Origin of the sequence: Rhodococcoides fascians A25f, assembly GCF_000760935.2 — a bacterium.
Lineage (GTDB): Bacteria > Actinomycetota > Actinomycetes > Mycobacteriales > Mycobacteriaceae > Rhodococcoides.
This window is the reverse complement of the sequence record NZ_CP049744.1, coordinates 1,744,274-1,767,125: the sequence shown is the minus strand read 5'-3', so window position 1 is coordinate 1,767,125 and position 22,852 is coordinate 1,744,274. Positions and strand designations below refer to the sequence as shown.

Below are 22,852 nucleotides of genomic sequence, written 5' to 3'. Positions count from 1 at the left end.
CGCAAGGGGCACACAGGAGCGGAGCCTGCGGAGCGACCAGGGATCGGAGCCACACCACTGCCGCAGGCACTTACTTGAACGCGGGCCGGGCGTAGAAGCAGACCGCGATCATGCCGACGATCAGCACGGCGGCGGGCAGAATCAGCGACTGCGACATGGCGGTGGTGAATCCGTCGCGCAGCATTTCGGGGACGCGGCCGGCGAATTCGTTTGCGCCCGAAGCTGATCCACCGGTAGGTAGTTCGGCGGCCAAGCGCGATTGGATGAGCGCGCCGATGCCGGCGCTACCGAGTACCGAGCCGATCATGCGGGTGGTGTTGTAGATGCCCGAGCCCGCGCCCGCCTGACTCATCGGCAGGTTACGAGTTGCGGTGGCCGCCAACGGAGACCAGATCAGCGCGTTCGCCACGCCCATCGCCGCGATGGGCAGAAGCAGCTTCCAGATCGCGGTGGTGGGCGTCATCTCGTACGCGAACCACAGCAGCGCGGCCGCCAGGATGAACAATCCGGATCCGGCGATGTAGCGGGGATGCGTCTTGTCGACGAGCTTGCCGACATTGGGCGCGAGGATTCCGGTGAGCAGCGCCATCGGCACGAACAGCAGCGCCGATCGGGTAGGCGTCAAACCGGTGACACTCTGCGCGTAGAACATGATCGGCAGCATCATGCCGGACATCGCGAAGCCCATGGCTGCGATACCGATGTTGGACAGCGAGAAGTTCCGGTCGCGGAACAGTGCCAAAGGCACCAGCGGCTCGCTGGTGTTCACGGACTGCCAGTAGACGAACCCCGCGAAGACGAGCAACCCCACACCGATGAGGACCCAGACGCCGGTACCCCAGTCGTACTTCTGACCTTCCTGAATGCCGAAGACGATGCAGAAGAGCCCGATGGCACTGAGCGCAACGCCCAGTAGATCGAACTTGTGATCGTGGGTCGGCAACACCGGAACGAACTTCAGCGCCAACGCAATTGCGATAATTCCGACCGGCACGTTGATGAAGAAGATCCACTCCCAGCCGAGCGAGTCGACCAGTACACCGCCGAGAATCGGCCCGACGAGCGTCGCGACGCCTGCGACTGCGCCCCATGCTCCCATCGCAGTTCCGCGCTTCTCCGCCGGAAACACACGAGTGATCACGGCCATCGTCTGCGGGGTGATCATCGCCGCGCCGAGACCCTGAACCGCACGCGCCGCGATGAGCATCTCGATCGATCCCGACAGTCCACACCACACGGACGCGAGGGTGAAGAGCACGAGGCCGGCGATGTACAGGTTCTTCGGGCCGAACTTGTCACCCATCCGACCCGTGACCAGTAATGGAACGGCGTAGGCCAGGAGGTACGCACTGGTGACCCAGATGACGTTGTTGATGTCCGTGTTCAGACCGGCGAGAATCGCGGGCTGAGCGACGGCCACGATGGTGGTGTCCACCAGAATCATGAAGAATCCCAGGCACAGCGCCCACAGGGCGGGCCACGGTCTGATGTCGTTGTGCAACGGCGCGGTCTCGACGGCGTTCATTGTGCTCTCCTAGTGCCCCGAGGTGTCGGGGTCGTGTGGTCGGTGCCGATCGGTCAGGGTGGCGTGCTGTGCGGAAATGGCATGCGGCCACTCGAGCTCGCCGCTGTCGAGGCGATCGATGTAGCTCGTCAACCACTTCACTTCAGCGGCCAGCATGTGGTACGTGTAATCGATTCCAGCCCAGTAGATTTCGGACGACTTGCGTTCTCGCGCCAGGAGCTGGAATCCGGACAGTTCCTCGATCTCGAGCGACAGGTCTTCGATGCGCCCACGGAGCAACGCGATCGCCTCGGACGCCGGTAGGTTGTGCATCTCGGACAGGCCGAGGGTGAACTGTGGATATTCGCGCACCGGGGAGCGAAGGATCTCGGCGAGCCGATCGACGAGGACCCGCCTACCGGCGGGGGTGATCTCGTAGGTCGTGCGCTCGGGACGATTTCCCCCGCGGTCGGTGCCGACCTCGGTGATCAACTCCCGCCCGTGGAGTCGAGCAACTGCGTGATACAGCGAACCGGGGCGGATCTTGACGATTCGGTCCTCTTTGCGCTCGAGAAGGAGCTGATACATCTCGTAGGGATGCATCGGCCCCTCCGAGAGCAGGGCGAGGACCGAGACCCCCAGCGGATTCACTGCATCCCCTCGCATCGCCCCCCATCTCGATATCCCAATCGAATTATTCCAGTTGGAATATACGGTGATGGTTCGATGAAGAGCAACCCGGACAATGCTCTGACCTGGGCATCAAACGGACATACTGCACACATGCACTATCGAGAACGCAAAAGGACACCGACCGTAGTCGATGTCCCGCTAGAACAGACGAAGGCCGGATACTCGGAATTTCTTCCGTGTATCCGGCCTTGTCACCGAGTTTCTGGTGGAGATTACTTCGAGAAGGTCACTCCGCCAGGAGAAATCGGGTTACGAAGCTTGAATCAGATGGCGCGGACGCCGGTAGCCTGGGGGCCCTTCTGACCCTGGCCCACCTCGAACTCCACGCGCTGGCCCTCGTCGAGCGACTTGAAGCCGCTACCCTGAATCTCCGAGTAATGAACGAAAACGTCCGGTCCGCCACCATCCTGCTCGATGAAGCCGAAGCCCTTTTCGCCGTTGAACCACTTCACACTGCCCTGCGTCATTCTGTAAACCTTCTGTAAGCGAGCTAGATCTTCACGTCGAAGCTCTAATCTCAAATGCGAGTCTGCCATCTATCGGCGCTGAGCGAAACACCGGGGGCAAAAAAGTTCGAAAGATTGCTTTTGGACGGTGAAACCAGAACGTCGCCCACAGGCGTGATGGCTAGTCTCGATATGTGGATCTCCCCCTCTTCGACGACGTCCGATTCGACCCCCACAAACTCGACATCGTTCGCCTGGCCTGGTGTCGACAACTGGGCCTGGACGACACGGCCCTCGACACCGACGCCGACCGCGTCGAACATCTCGTGTCGACGGAGAACATCACCGTGCTGCAACTGGCCGGGACCACTGTGACCGCAGGGCCGTCCTGGGCGGTGGATGCTTCCCGCTCGATGACCGGCCGGCCCGGTGCGGACCGAACCTGGATGTCCTCGATTCTCGGCGACCGTTCGGAGCGCTACGAGATCGGCACCCACTCGCTGGCGTACGGCTCGGACATCGGCCACTCCATCGATGTGCACGATCCGCTGATCTCCCACGATGCTGTGCACGTCCGCAACCTGGCGGCGCAGTGCAGTGATGCCGACGTTGCCGAGGCATTCGGAGAATCCGTCTCACGGAACTGGTTCACGCTGCTCGGCGACGACAGACCAGCGGACTCGGCGCGGTCCCTCGCCGCGGCCGGCTACTCGGAAGAGCAGCTGATTCTGGCCGACATGCGCGTCCTGACCGACCCGGATCATCGCCGACGGGGTCACGCTCAGGTGGTCGGCCGACTGGCCACCAACGACGCCATCGACGAGGGCTTGATCCCGCAGTGGCGCTCGCGACCCGAGAACTCCATTGCCCGACGCCTCGCCGCGCGGCTGGGATACACCGAAATCGGCGTGTGCCACACGGCTGCGGTTCGACCCTGACCCGGTTGAGGAGGCTCCGAACTGGGTAGCGTCGGAAAGAACCAGTCGAGGTGAGGAGCAACAAGCATGGCCGATGACGCCGCATACGTGGAACCGGGCAAGGAATTCGAGCGCGACACCAACTACATACCGACACGCATCACCGCCGATGGCCGAGACGGTTATCCGGTGGAGCCGGGACGGTATCGCCTGATTGCTGCGCGCGCCTGCCCGTGGGCTCATCGGTCCATCATCGTACGTCGACTCCTGGGACTCGAAGATGTTCTCTCCCTGGGCATTCCGGGGCCGACCCACGACCCGCGCAGCTGGAACTTCCAGGAAGAGCCCGGTGGGATCGATTCGGTTCTGAACATCGAGAGGCTGCAGGACGCCTACTTCGCCCGGTTCCCGGACTACGAGCGCGGTATCACCGTCCCCGCCATCGTCGACGTCCCTACCGGCGAGGTCGTGACCAACGATTACCCGCAGATCACGCTGGATCTGTCGACCGAGTGGACGCAGTACCACCGAGACGGTGCCCCCGACCTGTACCCCGAAGCACTGCGCGGCGAGATCGACGAGGTGGCCGACCTCGTGTTCCGAGACGTCAACAACGGCGTCTACCGCTGCGGGTTCGCCGGTTCGCAGGAGGCATACGACAAGGCATACGACAGACTGTTCGCGCGCCTCGACTGGCTCGTCGAACGCCTGTCCACGCAGCGTTACCTCGTCGGAGACCACATCACCGAAGCCGACGTACGCCTGTTCACCACCCTGGTGCGCTTCGATCCCGTCTACCACGGCCACTTCAAGTGCAACCGCAGCAAACTCACCGAAATGCCGGTGCTGTGGAACTACGCCCGCGACCTCTTTCAGACCCCCGGGTTCGGCGACACCGTCGACTTCGACCACATCAAGCGGCACTACTACGAGGTGCACACCGACATCAACCCGTCGGGCATCGTGCCGAAGGGCCCGGATCTACAAGGCTGGCTGGAGCCGCACGGGCGGGAATCACTGGGCGGATCACCCTTCGGCGACGGCACCGCTCCGCCACCGCCGAAGCCGGACGAACTGGTCCCGCCCGAGCACTGGGTGAAGTAACCGACACGCGGGGTGGGGCCTAACCCCCGGCGTAGGTGCCGAAACTCCAGTAGACCCCTTCGGCGTCGCGACAGGTGAAACCGCGGCTGCCGTAATCCTCGTCGCGCAACCCCTGCGTGACATTGCCGCCCGCCGCAACGATGCGATCGTGGATGCCGTCCGGGTCGTCGGTGACGATGTAGATCGAACCGACGCCCGGCGGCATCTCGCCGATGGCACCCTCGTCGCGCACACTGCCCAGCATCACCCCACCACCCTCGGGCCAGCGCAGTTCCGCATGATCGACGCGGTCGCCTTCGCCGTACACCGCGCGCTCCTCGAATCCCAACACGTCGACGATGAATCGGATGGCGTCGCGTGCGTTGTCGTATTTCAGAGTGGGCCAGATATGTGTCGTCATGAACCGATACCCTCCTCGTCACCGGCCGCGGAGTCTTGGAAAAATGAGAACATCTCGCGCTCGCGCCACGTCGTCGGCGACATACCCGCCATCACACGCCATTCGCGGTTCATGTGCGGCTGGTCGTAGAAGCCGCATTCGGATGCCACCGCAGCGAGGTCGGAACAGGCCGGATCACGCAACCGTCGATGCGAACGATAAAAACGAGCGATACGCACCGCTTCCTTCGGACCGACACCGAACTCCGAACTGAACTTCGACACCAAATATCTTCTGCTCCAACCGATATCGAGCGCAACGTCCGCGACCTTCGGAACCGAACCCGAAGTGAGTGCGTGCCACGCCCCGATCAACCGGGAATCGACTTCGCACTCTCGAAGGCGACGCAACAAGATCTCGTCCACCACATCGAAACGAGCCGCCCACTCCGGAGCCGCACAAACTCGCTCACGGAGTTCGACCGCGTCTGCGCCCAGCACTTCGTCGAGGTCGACCAGCCACTCCCCCAGCTCTGCTGCGGGGACTCCCAGCAAGGCTCTCGAGCCGAGCGGCGTCAACGACAACTGGATTCCCGATTGATTGCCGTTGTGCACGATCGTCACCGGCGAGGTGGTGATTCCGCTCGCCAGCGTCTCGAATACGCCCGCACCCTGACGCGGAGCCCTGGCGATCTCCAGACTCGGCTCCATCGCCACGATGACCGTCAAATAAGGGCCCGGCATTCCCACGTGCTCACCCGGTGCCAACCCACGCGTCCGATACCCCTCGTACGGCCGCACGAACGGGCGCAACGCCGCACACGGCGCGCGGCGCGCGCCGTCGGACACCACCTCGCTCGGAGGAATCTGCACTTCGCGAGTCTAAATTGCCCCGTACGTGTGCAACGGAGAATTCGCGGGTAACTCCCCCGACTAGCGTCAACGACGTTCGCAACCGGAAGAGGTATCGATGGCAGGCAACAAAGAGGACGCTCAGGTCGAGATCTCGAGCGGAGGCAAGCTCGAACGGGCCCTGGTCAACATCCTGGACAACGCGAGCCGCCTGCAGGGGCCTGCCGTCGACAAGTACGTGGCGCACGTGCGTCGGGCACACCCGTACGACACCCCGGCCCAGATCATCGAACGGCTCGAGAAGCGATTTCTGCTCGCGGTCACCGGCAGTGGTTCCGCCGTGGGCGGCGCTGCGGCCGTTCCCGGAATAGGAACCGTCGCCTCGCTCGCCGCCGTGGGTGCCGAAACCGCCTTCTTCATCGAGTCCTCGGCACTACTGACGTTGTCGGTCGCATCGGTGCACGGCATTCCCGTCGAGAATCACCAGCAGCGACGCGCTCTGGTGCTGTCGGTGGCGCTAGGCGAATCGGGCATGCAGATAGTGCAGCGCACGGTCGGCAAGACCGCCAAGAATTGGGGTCCGCTGATCACGTCCCGCATCCCCGGCGGCTCGATGGCCAGCATGAACAAATCCCTCGTGAAGAAGTTCATCACCAAATATCTTGCCAAGCGCAGCGCCCTGTTGGTCGGCAAGATGCTGCCCGCCGGAATCGGTGCGGCGATCGGCGGCGCAGGCAACCGCGTGGTGGGCAAGGGAGTCATCAAGAACGCGCGTGACGCCTTCGGTCCGCCGCCCGCGCGGTTCCCGGAAAACCGGATCATCGAACCGGACGAGTGAGAATGTACGGAATCTTCGCGAGCGTGCGGCGTTGTAACCCCACATGACTTCCACACCTGAACTCGGCAAGTACGGCGTCTGGCGGCTTCACTCGGCGTTCACTCCCGAACTGTCTCGTGCCATCGAGTCATTCGGCTACGGAACTATCTGGCTCGGCGGCTCCCCGCCCGCGGATCTGACCACCACCGAAGAGATTCTCGACGCCACCGAGACGGTCGTGGTGGCAACCGGCATCGTCAACATCTGGTCGGACGCAGCCGCGGACGTCGCGCAGTCGTATCACCGGTTGGAAAAGAAGCATCCGGGACGATTCCTCCTCGGAATCGGTGCCGGCCACCCGGAGGCAACGCAGGAATACACCAAGCCATACGACGCCCTGGTGTCGTATCTGGACGATCTCGACACCGCAGGAGTGCCGGTGGAACGACGCGTCCTCGCTGCGCTCGGCCCCAAGGTTCTTGCGCTCGCCGCCGACCGCACGGCCGGTGCGCATCCGTACCTGACCACCCCCGAACACACCCGTGAGGCGCGAGAAGCATTGGGGCCGAACAAGATTTTGGCACCCGAGCACAAGGTGGTTCTCGAATCCGACCCACAGAAGGCCCGAGCAATCGGCCGACCACCGGTGAACAACCCCTATCTTCACCTCCGCAACTACACCAACAATCTGAACCGGCTCGGCTACTCGGACGACGAGATCGGGGACGGTGGCAGCGACCGGCTGATCGACGCTCTGGTGGCGCACGGCACGGCCGACGCGATCGCCGCACGATTGAAGGAACACCTCGCCGCGGGCGCGTCGCACGTGACACTGCACTCTCTTCCCGACGACGCCGATCCGCTCGAGACCTACCGCGACATCGCCGCCGCGCTGCTTCGCTGACACAGGGGCCGCACCCGCGACGACGTCGGTCTCACCCCGTAGCCTCGTGTACCGGTTGCCGCGTGCAACCGGTACACGTGCAGTTCGACGGCCAGGGGGATTCCGCAGCGATGACCAGCTACTCGGGAGCAGCGCTGGAAGCGCAGGCACTGACCAAGCAATTCGGCACAGTTCGGGCGGTGTCGGACCTGAGCTTCGTCGTTCCGCGCGGCACCGTCACCGGATTCCTCGGTCCCAACGGATCGGGTAAGACCACCACGCTGCGCATGCTGCTCGGGCTCGTAGCACCCACCTCGGGGATCGGTCTCGTGAACGGCGCACCGTTCGGTGCAGCAATACACCCGGCCCACACAGTGGGAGCCGTTCTCGACTCGCTGAGCATGCACCCCAAACGGAGCGCCGCTCATCACCTGAAGATCTACACCGCGGCGATCGGCGTGCCCGACAGCCGCGCCCTCGACGTGCTGCACCTGGTCGGCCTCGGCGATGCCGCCCACCGCCCCGCAGGCGGCTTCTCACTCGGCATGCGGCAGCGTCTGACGTTGGCGACAGCCCTGCTCGGAGACCCCGAAATCCTGGTGCTCGACGAACCGGCGAACGGTCTCGACCCCGAGGGCATCGCCTGGCTCCGCGATTTCCTGAAGGCATTCGCGGCCTCGGGGAGGACGGTACTGATCTCGAGTCACATTCTTCGTGAAATCGAGCAGACCGTCGACAATCTGGTGATAGTCAGCGCCGGCTCGTTGATGTATCAGGGCTCGATCGCACAGTTGCGGTCCACCCGCCCGAGCCGTGTGCTCGTGGCGGCATCGGACCCGGCGACACTGGCGATCGCATTGGCATCGAACGGCCTCAACGACACCCAGCTCCTGCCCGACGGCCGCATCGGCGTCGCAGGCACCGACGCGGCCACGATCACACGTATCGCCGCAACCGCCGATGTCACGGTGTTCGGAACCACCGCAGAGCACGTCGATCTCGAGCAGGTGTTCCTGTCGATGACGGCGGGGCAGTACACCGCGGCACCGGTCGGTCAGAATCCGTACGGGCCGCCGCCGGGACAACCGCAGGGTTATGCACCACCGCCGAACTACGGTCCGCCTCCGGGTTACGGCCCACCTCCGGGTTACGGCCCACCTCCGCCCGAATACGGACCGCCGCAGAATTGGAACGGAGGCCGGCGATGAATGCGCTGCTGACGTCGGAGATCCGCAAGGTCACGACGCTGAAGTTCTGGTGGGCACTCGCGATCGCGCCGATCGTCGTCGGAATCTTCGCGTCCGTCATCACCTCGGTGATCGCGAACCAGTTGGGTCCGTACGAGGAGGACCTCGATATCTCGGGTGGTGTCGCCTCGATCGGCCTGTACGTCGCCGCCGGAGCCGCAATCCTCTTCGCCGGGATCTTCGGTGCCGTCAATGCCGGGACCGAGTTTCGCCACAAGACCATCACCACCAGCTTCTTGACGGCCCGCGGCCGCGACGGGGTGATCGCCGCCAAACTCATCGTCACCGCTCTGTTCGGACTCGGGTACGGCCTGGTCGTACTGCTGGCCAGCCTGATCTGTCTGCTGATCTTCAACGACCGGACCGTGATGCTCGACGGCCCGTTCATCGGTGTGGTCGCGTCGTGCCTGCTGGCCGTCGTGCTGTGGTCGATCATCGGTGCGGGGCTGGGCCTGCTGCTGAAATCTCCGACGTGGGCGGCCATCGTGCTCGTCGCCTGGCTGCCGTTCGGCGAGGGTCTGCTCTCGCTGATCCTCTTCGGGGTGGGGTTGGGACCTGTTGCCACCGTGCTGCCGTCGAACCTGACCCTGCCGACGATGGCGGCCACACAATTGGACGACGCCGGCGATCTGGCGTCGTGGCCGTGGGCACCGCTGGGGCTCGCATTGTGGGCCGCGATCCTCACCGGCGGCGGCTGGTTTCTGGCCCGCACCCGCGACATCGACTGAGGTCGGAACCGGTACCCGCGATCGCCGACGAATGCTGTCGGTGATCGGGTCTACTTTGGTTTATCGATGGCACACAGTAATTCGGTGACGAACCGCGGCGCGGCAGTCGATCGCGACGCGGCGAACAACGGCACCCTCGTCGAGTCCGTTCCGCCACGTGATGATGTCCCGGCCGACAGCGCAGCGTCGAGCGCCCCACGTGGTTGGGTCCGCCGCCTGACAGCGCAATGCATGCTGCACCGGCGCACGGCGCTGGGCGCACTGGGTGTGACGATGATCGCCGCCGTCATCGACATCTCGTTCCCGCTGCTCACCAGAGTGGCGATCGACGACGCGACCGCAGGCAAAGGCGACGTGATTCTCACGGTCGCCGTCGCCATCGCACTGTTGGGTCTGGTGCGATTCGCCTGCCAGTTCGGCAGGCGCATGCTCGCCGGCCGGCTCTCGATCGACGTTCAGCACGACCTACGTCTGGATCTGCTTGCATCGTTGCAGCGGCTCGACGGTCGCAAACAGGACGAGATCCGTACCGGCCAGGTCGTGTCGAGATCGATCACCGACCTGCAACTCGTCCAGGGTCTACTGGCCATGGTGCCGCTCTCGGCCGGAGCGATACTGCAGTTCGTCCTCGCCCTGGTGGTGATGGCGTATCTATCGCCGTTGCTCACCGTCGTCGCAATCCTCATCGTTCCCGCGGTGAGCATCGTGGTCTACCGAATGCGGCCGACTCTCTTCGCCGCCACCTGGTCTGCTCAACAACGTGCCGCCGATCTGGCGCAGCATGTCGAAGAGACCGTCACCGGGGTTCGAGTGGTCAAGGGCTTCGGTCAGGAAGCCCGCGCGGTCGATCGCATCGAACAGCTCGGTCGCACATTGTTCGCCGAGCGCATGCGGTCGGCGAAGATCAACTCGCGGTTCGCGCCGTCGATGGCCACCATTCCGCAGCTCGGTCTCGTCGGAGTCATCGCCCTCGGCGGATACCTCGCGCTGCAGGGCCACATCACGATCGGCACGTTCCTGGCCTTCGCGACCTACGTCGCCACGCTGTCCGCCGTCACCAGGACCGTCTCGTCCGTGGTGATCATGGCCCAGCTCTCGCGCGCGGCCGTGGAACGCGTCTACGAGGTGGTCGACACCGAGCCGACCGACCCGGAACCGGCGCGGCCTCTTTCGTTGCCCGACGGACCTCTCGGGGTTCGCATCCGTGAGGTGACGTTCGGATTCGAGCCCGAGCGGGACGTACTCACCGATCTGAGCCTGACCATCTCGCCCGGGGAAACCGTTGCCGTCGTCGGACATGCGGGTTCCGGGAAAACCGCACTCGCCCTCCTGCTGCCCCGCTTCTATCGCCCTGCCGAGGGGCACATCGAGCTGACGTCCGACGGTACTTCGATCGATATCGACGACCTCGACTCCACGTCACTGCGCGAGGCGGTGTCACTGGTGTTCGACGAGCCGTTTCTGTTCTCCGACACCATCGCCGCCAACATCGCCCTCGGCAGGCCCGACGCCACTGCCGACGACATCGAGCGCGCGGCGCGCCTGGCGCAGGCCTCCACCTTCATCGACGCATTGCCCGAGGGATACGACAGCCTGGTCGGCGAACGCGGGCTCACACTTTCCGGAGGACAGCGCCAGCGCATCGCTCTGGCGCGCGCCCTCCTCGTGGAACCGCGAATTCTGATTCTCGACGACGCCGCGTCCGCCGTCGACGCAGAGACCGAAGCAGCAATATTCGACGCGTTGCGTGGCATCCGGACGCGCGCGACTCTCGTCCTCGCTCATCGCCGTTCGACCCTGACACTGGCCGACCGCGTCGCCGTGCTCGACAACGGTCGGATCATCGACACCGGAACAGTCGACGAACTCGACCGACGCTGCCCGTTGTTCCGCGCTCTCCTGGCCGGTGGTGACGACGAACCGGGCACCGAGCCGGCCCACGACCCGATCGAGCAACCCTCTGCCGAGACGCTGTGGCCCGAGACCGCGCCAGAATCGTCGGCCGAGCCCAACAGCGTCGCAGCGCCCGGAGGCGGCGGTGGGCACGGAACTGCGATGGCGGGAGCGTTCGGCTCGCTGGCACCGACACCCGCCATATCCGCGGCCGTCGCGGCCCTGCCTCCGGCAACCGAGGACCCGGGCGCATCGGGCTCCGATCTCCGTCGACCCGACCCGGGATTCCGATTGTCGAGACTGCTCGGCCCGGTCCGGATGTTGCTCGCCGCCGTGGTCGTTCTGCTCGCACTCGACTCGTTGGCCTCCATCGCCTTTCCCTCACTCGTTCGCTACGCGGTGGACAGCGGAGTGGCACGCGGAGACTCGAACACGCTGTGGATCGCCACGTCGATCGGCGTCGTACTGGCAGCGGCGAGTTGGTTCGTCGTCTGTTGGACGACGGTCATCACTGCGCGGGCAGGCGAGCGAGTGCTGTTCGGCCTCCGAGTTCGCAGCTACGCGCACATTCAGCGACTCGGCCTCGACTACTACGAGCGTGAGCTCTCGGGCCGCATCATGACTCGGATGACCACCGACGTCGATGCACTGTCGTCGTTCATCCAGACCGGGGCATCGACCGCTGTGGTGAGCGTGTTGACCGTCGTCGGTATCGCGGCCGCCCTTCTCGTCACAGACCTCACTCTCGGCCTGGTGGCCTTGGCGGTCGTGCCGCCCCTCGCCGTGGCCACCGTGATCTTCCGTCGGATCTCGTCGGCGGCGTACTCGACGTCCCGCGAGCGCATCTCGATCGTCAACGCCGACTTCCAGGAGAACGTCACAGGCCTACGAGCCGCACAGGCGTACCGGCGTGAGGAGTACGCCGCATCCCGGTTCGCCGAACGCTCCGACCGTTACCGGGCCAGCCGAATGCGCTCGCAGACCGCGATCTCGGTGTTCTTTCCGCTCATCACGTTGCTCTCCGACATCGCCCTCGCCGTCGTCGTGTTCGTCGGCGCACATCAGATCGCCACCGGCACCACCACCGCGGGCACCCTCGTGGCGTTCGTCCTGTATCTCGGACTGCTCTTCGGACCGATCCAACAGCTCTCGCAGGTGTTCGACGGTTACCAGCAGGCACGGGTCGGCGTCGGACGCATCGGCGATCTGTTGCGCACCACGAGTTCGATCGAAACCGCCACGACCGCGAACACGACCCCGCTTCCTGGCGGACGCCTCCGTGCCGACATCGACCTCGTCGACGTCGGGTTTCGCTATGCCGGAGCTCACTCCGACGCACTGAGTGAGGTATCTCTCACCATCCCCGCCGGCACCACTGTCGCATTGGTCGGGCGCACCGGAGCGGGCAAATCCACCGTGGTCAAACTGCTGGCCCGGTTCTACGATCCGACCTCCGGATCGGTGCGCGTCGGCGGAAACGATCTGCGCGACTATCGACTGTCCGACTATCGGCATCGACTGGGCGTCGTACCGCAGGAAGCGCACCTGTTCACCGGAACCGTCGCGTCGAACATCGCCTACGGCAGACCCGACGCCAGCCGCGCCGACATCGAGAACGCGGCCCGCTCGGTGGGCGCTCTGACCACTATCGCTGCACTTCGCGGCGGCATGAACCAACCCGTCGGAGAGCGCGGCCAGGGGCTCTCCGCAGGCCAACGGCAACTGATCGCGCTGGCGCGAGCAGAACTGGTCGACCCCGATCTGCTCCTCCTCGACGAGGCAACCGCCACGCTCGATCCGGCCACCGAACGCACCGTCCTCGCGGCGAGCAATGCCGTCGTTCGTACCCGCACGGCGGTGGTGGTCGCGCACCGATTGGCGACCGCCGCACGGGCAGATCTGATCGTCGTCGTGGACGGCGGACGTATCGTGGAGACCGGACGACATTCGGAACTTCGCGCCCAGGGCGGTTTCTACGCCCGGTTGTGGACTGCGGCCGAAACGAACCGGGGGAATAATTCGATAGTCCAAGGAGTCATCGACAACGAGGCCGATGGTTACCGGTGAGTACATATCACAGCTACGTCCCGGGCGCACGTGAGCTGGACCAAAGGTCTAGCCTGGACTTGTACGCGCGCTGAACGGGAACGAAGACAGAAACGAGGCGAACTACTGCCGTGAGCAGCAGCTCTACTACCCAATTCGGACAAAATCAATGGCTGGTCGACGAGATGTACCAGCGATTCAAGCAAGACCCTTCCTCCGTCGACGCGAGCTGGCACGAGTTCCTCACCGGTTACGACCCCGAGGCCGTGACCGACGAGACCGCCGGCAGCTCGAACGGTGCGTCCGGTAACGGCAACGGCGCAGCCTCGAACGGTAGTTCGGCCAAGTCCGCTCCCCCCGCAGCACCCGCGCCTCCCGCCAAGCCTGCCGCCTCGGCTCCGCAGAAGGACAGCGCTCCCAAGGCCGACGCTCCGAAGGCCGCAGCGACCAAGGCTGCCCCGAAAGCCGCCGCTCCCAAGGCCGAGCCCGCAAAGCCTGCGGCCGCTGCAAAGCCTGCCGAGAAGAAGGTCGCTCCGGCGAAGTCAGCCCCGGCAGCAGCCGAATTCGGCGAAGAGTCGAGCAAGATCCTGCGCGGCGCAGCAGCAGCGGTAGCAAAGAACATGTCGGCCTCGTTGCAGATTCCGACTGCAACCAGTGTGCGTGCGATTCCGGCGAAGTTGATGGTGGACAACCGTCTGGTCATCAACAACCACCTCGCGCGTACCCGCGGCGGCAAGATCTCGTTCACGCACCTGCTCGGCTATGCCATCGTGCAGGCCGTCAAGGCGTTCCCGAACATGAACCGCCACTTCGCCGAGGTCGACGGCAAGCCGAACGCCGTCACTCCGGCCGCGATCAACCTCGGTCTGGCGATCGACCTGCCCGGCAAGGACGGCAACCGCTCGCTCGTCGTCGCTGCCATCAAGAACACGCAGGACTTCACGTTCACGCAGTTCTACAACGCGTACGAGGACATCGTCCGGCGCGCCCGCGACGGCAAGCTCACCGGTGAGGACTTCCAGGGCGTCACCATCTCGCTGACCAACCCCGGCGGAATCGGAACCGTGCACTCGGTGCCGCGTCTGATGAACGGCCAGGGTGCCATCATCGGCGCCGGAGCAATGGAGTACCCGGCAGAGTTCCAGGGTGCCAGCGACGAGCGTCTCGCCGAGTTCGGCGTCGGCAAGCTCATGACGCTGACCTCGACGTACGACCACCGCATCATTCAGGGTGCGGAGTCGGGTGACTTCCTCAAGACGATCCACAACCTGCTGATCAGCGACGAGTTCTACGACGAGCTGTTCCACTCGCTCAAGATCCCGTACGAGCCGATTCGCTGGCGCAAGGATCTGCCCGAGGGCACGGTCGACAAGAACACCCGCGTGCTCGAGCTCATCGCGGCGTACCGCAACCGCGGTCACCTGATGGCCGACACCGACCCGTTGCAGTTCACCAAGGACAAGTTCCGGATGCATCCGGACCTCGACGTGATCAGCCACGACCTGACGCTGTGGGACCTCGACCGCGAGTTCAAGGTCGGCGGATTCCACGGCCGGGACAAGATGAAGCTGCGCGACGTGCTCAGCGTGCTGCGCGACTCGTACTGCCGCCACGTCGGCGTCGAGTACACCCACATCCTCGAGACCGAGCAGGTCTCGTGGCTGCAGGAGCGCGTCGAGGCAAAGCACGTCAAACCGACTGTGGCGCAACAGAAGTACATCCTGAGCAAGCTCAACGCCGCCGAGGCCTTCGAGACGTTCCTGCAGACCAAGTACGTCGGGCAGAAGCGCTTCTCGCTCGAAGGCGCGGAAGCGGTTATTCCGATGATGGACTCCGTCATCGACCAGAGCGCGGAATATGCCCTCGACGAGGTCGTCATCGGCATGCCGCACCGCGGCCGGCTGAACGTGCTCGCCAACATCGTCGGCAAGCCCTACTCGAAGATCTTCACCGAGTTCGAGGGCAACATGAACCCGGCCGCCGCACACGGCTCCGGCGACGTGAAGTACCACCTCGGTGCCGAGGGCACGTACATCCAGATGTTCGGGGACAACGACATCAAGGTCTCGCTCACCGCGAACCCGTCGCACCTCGAAGCCGTCGACCCTGTTCTCGAAGGCCTCGTCCGCGCCAAGCAGGACCTGCTGGACAAGGGCACCGGCCAGGGTGGCTACTCCGTCCTGCCGCTGATGCTGCACGGAGATGCTGCCTTCGCCGGCCAGGGCGTCGTCGCCGAAACACTGAACCTGTCCGATCTGCGGGGCTACCGCACCGGTGGAACAGTGCACATCGTCGTCAACAACCAGGTCGGCTTCACCACGTCGCCGGAGTTCTCGCGTTCGTCCGAGTACTGCACCGACGTGGCCAAGATGATCGCTGCGCCGATCTTCCACGTCAACGGCGACGACCCCGAGGCCTGTGCCTGGGTCGCTCAGCTGGCGGTGGACTTCCGTCAGAAGTTCCACAAGGACGTCGTCATCGACATGATCTGCTACCGCCGTCGCGGTCACAACGAGGGCGACGACCCCTCGATGACCCAGCCGGCGATGTACGACGTGATCGACACCAAGCGCAGCGTCCGCAAGAGCTACACCGAATCGCTCATCGGCCGTGGAGACATCTCGCTCAAGGAAGCCGAGGACGCACTCCGCGATTACCAGGGTCAGCTCGAACGCGTCTTCAACGAGGTACGCGAACTCGAGAAGTACACCCCCGAGCCCAGCGAGTCGGTCGAACTCGATCAGCAGTTGCCGGCCAAGCTCACCACGGCCGTCGACAAGGCCGTGCTGCACCGCATCGGCGATGCCCACCTCGACGTACCGGACGGGTTCAACGTGCACCCGCGCGTCAAGCCGGTACTCGAAAAGCGTCGCGAGATGGCGCACGAGGGCAAGGTCGACTGGGCCTTCGGCGAGCTGTTGGCACTCGGATCGCTGGTGGACGAGGGACGCAATATTCGCTTCTCCGGCCAGGACACCCGCCGCGGCACGTTCACCCAGCGGCACTCGGTGATCATCGACCGCAAGACCGGTGCCGAGTACACCCCGCTGCAGAACATCGGCAGCGACAACCCCGGCAAGTTCATGGTCTACGACTCCGCGTTGAGCGAATTCGCCGCCGTCGGCTTCGAGTACGGCTACTCCGTGGGCAACCCGGACGCACTGGTGATGTGGGAAGCGCAGTTCGGCGACTTCGTCAACGGCGCTCAGTCCATCATCGACGAGTTCATCTCCTCCGGTGAAGCCAAGTGGGGTCAGCTCTCCGACGTCGTGCTGCTGCTGCCGCACGGCCACGAGGGCCAGGGTCCCGACCACACGTCCGGACGCATCGAACGCTTCCTGACGCTGTGCGCCGAGGGCTCGATGACCGTCGCACTCCCCTCGACCCCCGCGAACTACTTCCACCTGCTGCGCAGGCACGCGCGTGACGGCATTCGTCGCCCGCTGATCGTCTTCACCCCGAAGTCGATGCTGCGCAACAAGGCAGCAGTGAGCAACATCGAGGACTTCACCGACGGCAAGTTCCACTCGGTGTTCGACGAGCCCACCTACGACACCGGCACCGGCGATCGCAGCGCGGTCAAGCGAGTGCTGATGGTCAGCGGCAAGCTCTACTACGAGCTCCTCGCTCGTAAGCAGAAGGACAACCGCGAAGACGTCGCGATCGTCCGCGTCGAGCAGCTGTACCCCGTGCCGGTCCGTCGGATCCGAGAAGCGCTCGAAAGCTACCCGAACGCAACGGAATTCCGTTGGGTTCAGGAAGAGCCTGCGAACCAGGGTGCATGGCCGTTCTTCGGTCTCGCACTGCCCGAGCTCATGCCCGAGAAGCTGGTCGGCATCAAGCGCATCTCCCGTCGCGCAATGTCCGCACCGTCGTCGGGCTCGAGCAAGGTACACGCCGTCGAGCAACTCGAAATCATTGACGAGGCCTTCAAGGCAGTCGGCGAAGACTAGATCTCCGACAACGACAGCGGCCCACTCCTCCGGAAGTGGGCCGCTGTTGTCGTTGCTGGGCCCCCGTTCCTCGTCAATGGACCCTTGCATACGTCTGAAAAGTGCAATGGTTCATTCACGTACACCCCGGATCCGAGTGGATGGACCCTTGCATACGTCTGAGCGATGCAAGGGTCCATTGACGCGGGCGGGGGGCGGGCGGCGGGGCGGGCGGCGGGGCGGGCGGTCGGGCGGGGGCGTGCAGCGGGATCGGGACGGCGCGCTGGGGGCTGGTCAGGCGTCCGTGTCGGCGTCGGTGCCCAGGAGTGCGGAGATCATGCCCGGCGCCAGGGCGACCGCAGGCAAGGCGTTGACATTGAGGTCGATGAGTTCGTCACGGCTGATGTGCGGATCCCGGAGCCAGGTGATGGTCGCTTCCTCCACGAAGGCGATCCAGCCTCGGACGGCAAGGTCGATGGTGGGGGTCACGTCCATGTCGAGGCCGGCGAGTTGGACGAGAGTGCGCTCGGCCATGGTGGTGCGGGTCTGCTCGAACACCTCGCGCATCAGGGGATCTCCGCTCGCGGTGCCGCGCAGCAGGGAGATGAAGGTGTCGCGCTTCTCGGTGACGTAGTCGACGTAGTTGGCGATGGAGTCGCGGAGAATCTCGAAAGGTTCGAGGTCTGGGTCGGGGGCGGTGCGCTCGATCATCGACCGGGAGGCCTCGCGGACTATTTCGAGGTGAAACTCTTGCTTGGACGAAAAATAGTGGAACAGTAGGCCTCGCGAGACACCTGCCTGGTCTGCGATGTCCTCGACGGAGATCTGTTCGAGTGGCCGGTCTGCCAGCATTTCGGTACCGAGCTCGATCAACTGAGCTCGGCGTTGCTCGGGACTGAGTCTGGTCCTCTTCGTCGTCGCGCCGGGGCTGTTCACGTACGCCATGCAATCACCCTACTGAATATTAGTCAATAACTATTGACTCACACTCAATAAGCTTCTACGCTCCCCTACATGAGTCTTCCCGTAACAGACACTTCGGACCGTGCAACGTCGCCGCGTCACGTCGATACGCTGATCATCGGCAGCGGATTCGCCGGCCTCGGTGCGGCGATCAAGCTGACGAAGGCAGGCAAGAAGGACTTCGTCGTCATCGAACGAGGCCACGACGTCGGTGGCACCTGGCGCGACAACACCTACCCCGGTGCCGCCTGCGACGTGCCGTCGCACCTGTACTCGTACTCGTTCGCCCTGAATCCCGACTGGACCCGGTCGTTCTCCACGCAGCCCGAGATCCAGAAGTACATCGCCGGGGTGGCGCGCAAGTACGGCGTCATGGACAAGCACGTGTTCGGCACGGATGTGACCTCGGCTCGATGGAACGCCGAGACCAACCGCTGGGACGTCGAGACGACCTCCGGTAACTACACCGCGAAGATCGTCGTCTCGGCCGTCGGCGCACTGTGTGAGCCGAACCTGCCCGACATCAAGGGCATTCACGACTTCGAGGGCGATGTGTTCCACTCCGCCCAGTGGAACCACGACGTCTCCCTTGCCGGCAAGCGCGTCGCCGTCATCGGCACCGGCGCGTCGGCGATCCAGATCGTGCCCGCCATCGCAGGCCAGGTGCAGCACCTCGACGTGTATCAGCGCACCGCGCCGTGGATCCTCCCGCGCGCCGACCGCCCGTACACCAAGCTCGAGCGCTTCGCCTTCAAGCACGTTCCCGGATTCCAACGTCTCTCTCGCGCCGGCATCTACGCGATGCGTGAGACCCAGGTCGTCGGACTGGCCAAGGCTCCGGCCTTCATGAAGCCCCTGCAGTGGGCGTCGGAGAACCACCTGCGCACCCAGATCAAGGACAAGGCGTTGCGCGCCAAGGTGACGCCGAACTTCCGCATCGGCTGCAAGCGCATGCTGATCTCGAACGCGTACTACCCGGCTCTCGCCCAGAGCAACGTCGATCTCGTCACCGACGGCATCGCGGAGGTCCGCAAAGGATCCATCGTGACCAAGGACGGCACCGAGCGGCCGATCGACGCACTCGTCGTCGCCACCGGCTTCCACGTCACCGACTCCCCCGCGTACCAGGGCATCACCGGTAAGGACGGTCGCACGTTGGCCGAAACCTTCGACGACGGTGGCCAGCAGGGTTACAAGGGCGCAGCGGTGGCGAACTTCCCCAACATGTTCTTCCTGGTGGGGCCGAACACCGGCCTCGGACACACCTCGATGGTCTTCATGATCGAGTCGCAGATCAACTACCTGGTCGACGCGTTGAACACCATCGACAAGCACGACATCGGCACCATCGAGGTGCGCAAGGACGTGCAGGACGAGTACAACGTGACGCTGCAGGACCAGCTCTCCAAGAGCGTCTGGATGAACGGCGGGTGCGCCAGCTGGTACCTCGACAAGCACGGCAACAACACGACACTGTGGCCGGGCTTCACGTTCGAGTTCCGCAGAATGACCAAGCAGTTCGATCTGGATGCGTACCGTAGCGTCGCCAGCGCAGACCTCTCCTCCGGATCGTCGGCAGACACCGGCACCGGCAACAACACAGACAAGGTGGCCGCTCGATGAGCACATTCACAGGCAAGGTAGCCGTCGTCACCGGCGCGGGCTCGGGAATCGGCCGGGCATTGGCCCTCGAGTTGGCCGGGCGTGGAGCGAAACTGGCACTGTCCGACGTCGACACCGCCGGACTCGACGAGACGGTCCGACGAGTCGAGGCACTCGGTGCCGAGGTCAAGTCGGATTTCCTGGATGTTTCCCAGCGCGAGACCGTCCTCGATTACGCCGAGGCCGTTGTCGCGCACTTCGGCAAGGTCAACCAGATCTACAACAACGCAGGCATCGCGTACCACGGTGACGTCGACAAGTCCTCGTTCAAGGACATCGAGCGCATCGTCGACGTGGACTTCTGGGGAGTCGTCAACGGCACCAAGGCATTTCTGCCGCACATCCAGGCCTCCGGCGACGGCCACATCATCAATATCTCCAGCCTCTTCGGCCTGCTGGCGATCCCGTCGCAGTCCGCGTACAACGCAGCGAAGTTCGCCGTCCGTGGGTTCAGCGAGTCGCTACGCATGGAAATGCTGATCTCCAAGGCACCGGTGAAGGTGACCGTCGTCCACCCCGGCGGCATCAAGACCGCCATCGCGCGCAACGCCACCGTCGCCGAGAACTACGACCAGGCGGACTTCGCGAAGTTCTTCGACACCAAGCTCGCCAAGACCACCCCGCTCGACGCGGCCAAGACCATCCTCAAGGGTGTCGAGAAGGGCAAGGGACGCGTGCTGATCGGCTCCGATGCGATCGCCCTCGATCTCCTGCAGCGCATCACCGGCTCGCGATACCAGGGCCTGATCGTCGCCGTCTCCAGGCGTGCGCTGCCGCGCACCAAGAAGTAGGCGGGTCGCGTCGTGAAAGCCTTCTACGTTCCCCTGCCGATCGTTGCGGCCGCACTGAAGCCGTTCTATCGCCTCGCGCTGAATCCGCGGTTCTCGTTTCGCACCCAGCGAATGATCCTCGAAGCCGGGGCTCCGCTGCAGACGCTCCCGCACGGAACCGTCGCGCAGAAGTTGACGCTCGCGGGCCGCAAAGCCGAGCGTGTCACCGTCGGTGCGACCGAACGCGACACCGCGATTCTGTATCTCCACGGCGGCGCGTACACGATCGGATCGATCAACACGCACCGCTCCTTGGCCGCGCACCTGGCCCGGGAATCGGCCAGTGCCGTCTACGTGCTCGACTACCGGCTGGCACCGGAGAATCCGTACCCGGCCGGTCTGGACGACGCCGTGGCGGCATTCCGCGAGCTGGTTCGTGTCCACGGCTTCACCCCGGATCGCATTGCCATCGCGGGCGATTCGGCCGGCGGCGGTCTGACGGTCGCCACCGCCCGACGTCTGGTGGACGACGGGACGAGCCCGGCTGCCCTCGGGTTGATCTCGCCGTGGGTCGATCCCGGTGCGCGCGACGCCCCGAAGGATCGCGATCTGGTGGTCAACACAGGCTGGTCCTACAGCTCGGCCGATGCGTATCTGGGCGCGGGCGATCCGCTCGATCAGGGCTTCGCACCACTTCTGGGAAACCTGGACGGCCTGCCCCCGATCGTCATGCACGTCGGCACCGACGAGGTCCTGTACGCACAGATCACCGCGTTCGCGGACCAGCTGCGCCTGTCCGGCGCAGAGCTCGAACACGTGGAGTACAAGAAGCTCTGGCACGTGGCTCATCTGCAGGCGTCGATCCTGCGTGAGGCGGCCGAGGCCGTCCAGCACATGGGCGCTTATCTGGGCCGCAAGGTCAGGGCCTCGACGAACGATGCCTCACAGATTGTGCTCACCGAGCCAGCGGCCAGCGACATCGCCTGACGCAACACCACCACGGACCTCGCCGATCATGTCGGCGAGGTCCGCTGTCGTCAGCTCCCCCGCCACCACCGAGAACGACCTCAGAGCACTCTCGCTCAGCACCCCGTTGCGGTAGAGCGGAACGACATTCTGCGCTGGATAGACGTGCTCGTCGTCGGGCAGTGTTGTCAGATCCTTCGCCAGCGGGCCGAACGACGCGGTGCGAATTGCGAGTGCATCCACAGCACCCGCATTCAGGTCGTCGATGGCGAACTCTGCGTCCGGGTACACCATGAACTCCGAGAATCCGGCCCCGGTGAAGCTCGGGCTGCCCACACTCTCTGTCCTCACGTCCATCGGATGTACCTCTCCCTCGACCGTCCCCACTGTCACATCTTCCCGACGAAGAAAGTCCGTCACCGTCTCCCCGTCGTCCGACGCCGAGTCGGGAGCTACTGCAATCGCCAATCGATCCTCGGCCGTCGCGTAGTCCCCCACCGACAATCCGGCGGGCAGTGAGCGGTTCAGCTCGGTGAACACGTCCTCGGCCTCGGTTGCGCCGGCGAGCGTGTCGAAGGTGCGCAACAGGTCGCCGGTCAGGTCGGGAACCATGGACACCTCGCCGCGATCGAGGGCTGCGAGGTAGTCGGCCCGATCACCGAGGCCGTCCTTCACTTCGACGTCCACCCCCGTCGAGCGCAACCCACCGGCGTAGATCTGCGCGAGCAACTGGGAGATGTCCGAGCTGCCGGATCCGACGACGATGGCCTCAGCAGCAGGGTCGGCCGACTCGGCGGTACTGCAGCCGCCGAGGAGTCCGGCGATCGACACCACCACCGCCGTGGCCAGAACCGACGAACGCACTGTATTTTCTCCTGTTCACTGCCCGTGTGGTTTACCGATCCCGACCGCGGGGCACTAGTGCGAACGAGACGGTAGTCGAACCAACCTTATGGGCACGCTGATTTCGACTACCATCCCGAGCAGCCCGAGTCCTGGTTCTTCCGACGCCCCCAGGGGCCGATCGGGGGAAATGGGTAGGACTGTGCCC

18 protein-coding genes are annotated in these 22,852 nt (G+C 64.6%); 11 read left to right on the top strand and 7 right to left on the bottom strand.

Annotation, left to right across the window (positions count from 1 at the left end):
* Positions 1 to 70: 70 nt before the first annotated feature.
* The 3 genes from BH93_RS08545 to BH93_RS08535 form a co-directional block, all read right to left on the bottom strand.
* Positions 71 to 1,525 (bottom strand): DHA2 family efflux MFS transporter permease subunit, encoded by a 1,455-nt coding sequence (locus BH93_RS08545; RefSeq protein WP_037172295.1) that lies wholly within the window; start codon positions 1,523 to 1,525, stop codon positions 71 to 73.
* Positions 1,526 to 1,534: 9 nt separating this feature from the next.
* A complete protein-coding gene (locus tag BH93_RS08540) occupies positions 1,535 to 2,155 on the bottom strand; it encodes a PadR family transcriptional regulator (protein ID WP_242459157.1) in 621 nt (206 codons plus the stop codon).
* A gap of 305 nt (positions 2,156 to 2,460) precedes the next feature.
* Positions 2,461 to 2,664, bottom strand: a complete 204-nt coding sequence (locus BH93_RS08535; RefSeq protein ID WP_008714360.1) for a cold-shock protein — start codon at positions 2,662 to 2,664, stop codon at positions 2,461 to 2,463.
* Between the two features lie 173 nt (positions 2,665 to 2,837).
* Between BH93_RS08535 and BH93_RS08530 the strand changes: the two genes are divergently transcribed.
* Positions 2,838 to 3,581 carry a GNAT family N-acetyltransferase gene (locus tag BH93_RS08530; RefSeq protein WP_037172297.1) on the top strand — a complete coding sequence of 248 codons (744 nt, stop codon included), beginning with the start codon at positions 2,838 to 2,840 and terminating at the stop codon, positions 3,579 to 3,581.
* 66 nt (positions 3,582 to 3,647) lie between these two features.
* On the top strand, positions 3,648 to 4,664 hold the full coding sequence (locus BH93_RS08525; RefSeq protein ID WP_052064918.1) for a glutathione S-transferase family protein: 1,017 nt from the start codon (positions 3,648 to 3,650) through the stop codon (positions 4,662 to 4,664).
* A 19-nt stretch (positions 4,665 to 4,683) separates the two neighbouring features.
* Here BH93_RS08525 and BH93_RS08520 read toward each other — a convergent pair whose 3' ends face one another.
* Positions 4,684 to 5,064 (bottom strand): VOC family protein, encoded by a 381-nt coding sequence (locus BH93_RS08520; RefSeq protein ID WP_037172299.1) that lies wholly within the window; start codon positions 5,062 to 5,064, stop codon positions 4,684 to 4,686.
* Positions 5,061 to 5,915 (bottom strand): helix-turn-helix domain-containing protein, encoded by an 855-nt coding sequence (locus BH93_RS08515; protein ID WP_037172300.1) that lies wholly within the window; start codon positions 5,913 to 5,915, stop codon positions 5,061 to 5,063. The genes BH93_RS08520 and BH93_RS08515 overlap by 4 nt, the downstream gene beginning before the upstream one ends.
* 97 nt (positions 5,916 to 6,012) lie before the next feature.
* Between BH93_RS08515 and BH93_RS08510 the strand changes: the two genes are divergently transcribed.
* The 6 genes from BH93_RS08510 to BH93_RS08485 all read left to right on the top strand — a co-directional run bounded on the left by BH93_RS08510 (position 6,013) and on the right by BH93_RS08485 (position 17,461).
* A complete protein-coding gene (locus tag BH93_RS08510) occupies positions 6,013 to 6,732 on the top strand; it encodes a hypothetical protein (protein WP_052064919.1) in 720 nt (239 codons plus the stop codon).
* 43 nt (positions 6,733 to 6,775) lie between these two features.
* Positions 6,776 to 7,615, top strand: coding sequence for an LLM class F420-dependent oxidoreductase (locus BH93_RS08505; protein ID WP_037172301.1), 840 nt, complete (start codon positions 6,776 to 6,778; stop codon positions 7,613 to 7,615).
* A gap of 110 nt (positions 7,616 to 7,725) precedes the next feature.
* Positions 7,726 to 8,802, top strand: coding sequence for an ATP-binding cassette domain-containing protein (locus tag BH93_RS08500; protein ID WP_037172313.1), 1,077 nt, complete (start codon positions 7,726 to 7,728; stop codon positions 8,800 to 8,802).
* Positions 8,799 to 9,569, top strand: a complete 771-nt coding sequence (locus tag BH93_RS08495; RefSeq protein WP_032403829.1) for an ABC transporter permease — start codon at positions 8,799 to 8,801, stop codon at positions 9,567 to 9,569. Before BH93_RS08500 ends, BH93_RS08495 begins: the two co-directional genes overlap by 4 nt.
* Positions 9,570 to 9,800: 231 nt before the next feature.
* The gene (locus tag BH93_RS08490) at positions 9,801 to 13,529 is read left to right on the top strand and encodes an ABC transporter ATP-binding protein (RefSeq protein WP_165712918.1); all 3,729 of its coding nucleotides are present in this window, start codon (positions 9,801 to 9,803) and stop codon (positions 13,527 to 13,529) included.
* Positions 13,530 to 13,639: 110 nt separating this feature from the next.
* Positions 13,640 to 17,461, top strand: a complete 3,822-nt coding sequence (locus tag BH93_RS08485; protein WP_080738948.1) for a multifunctional oxoglutarate decarboxylase/oxoglutarate dehydrogenase thiamine pyrophosphate-binding subunit/dihydrolipoyllysine-residue succinyltransferase subunit — start codon at positions 13,640 to 13,642, stop codon at positions 17,459 to 17,461.
* Between the two features lie 273 nt (positions 17,462 to 17,734).
* Here BH93_RS08485 and BH93_RS08480 read toward each other — a convergent pair whose 3' ends face one another.
* On the bottom strand, positions 17,735 to 18,385 hold the full coding sequence (locus BH93_RS08480) for a TetR/AcrR family transcriptional regulator (RefSeq protein WP_037171507.1): 651 nt from the start codon (positions 18,383 to 18,385) through the stop codon (positions 17,735 to 17,737).
* A gap of 69 nt (positions 18,386 to 18,454) precedes the next feature.
* Between BH93_RS08480 and BH93_RS08475 the strand changes: the two genes are divergently transcribed.
* Genes BH93_RS08475 through BH93_RS08465 form a run of 3 tightly spaced genes read left to right on the top strand, consistent with a single transcriptional unit; the run spans position 18,455 to position 21,822 of the window.
* Positions 18,455 to 20,026 carry a flavin-containing monooxygenase gene (locus BH93_RS08475; RefSeq protein WP_037171511.1) on the top strand — a complete coding sequence of 524 codons (1,572 nt, stop codon included), beginning with the start codon at positions 18,455 to 18,457 and terminating at the stop codon, positions 20,024 to 20,026.
* On the top strand, positions 20,023 to 20,856 hold the full coding sequence (locus BH93_RS08470; RefSeq protein ID WP_032403040.1) for an SDR family NAD(P)-dependent oxidoreductase: 834 nt from the start codon (positions 20,023 to 20,025) through the stop codon (positions 20,854 to 20,856). Before BH93_RS08475 ends, BH93_RS08470 begins: the two co-directional genes overlap by 4 nt.
* A gap of 12 nt (positions 20,857 to 20,868) precedes the next feature.
* Entirely contained in the window at positions 20,869 to 21,822 is a 954-nt protein-coding gene (locus tag BH93_RS08465) for an alpha/beta hydrolase (protein ID WP_037171512.1), read from the top strand.
* Here the strand turns inward: BH93_RS08465 and BH93_RS08460 are convergent.
* A complete protein-coding gene (locus tag BH93_RS08460) occupies positions 21,778 to 22,665 on the bottom strand; it encodes a glycine betaine ABC transporter substrate-binding protein (RefSeq protein WP_052064825.1) in 888 nt (295 codons plus the stop codon). The two genes, BH93_RS08465 and BH93_RS08460, sit on opposite strands and share 45 nt — an antisense overlap.
* Positions 22,666 to 22,852 lie beyond the last annotated feature (187 nt).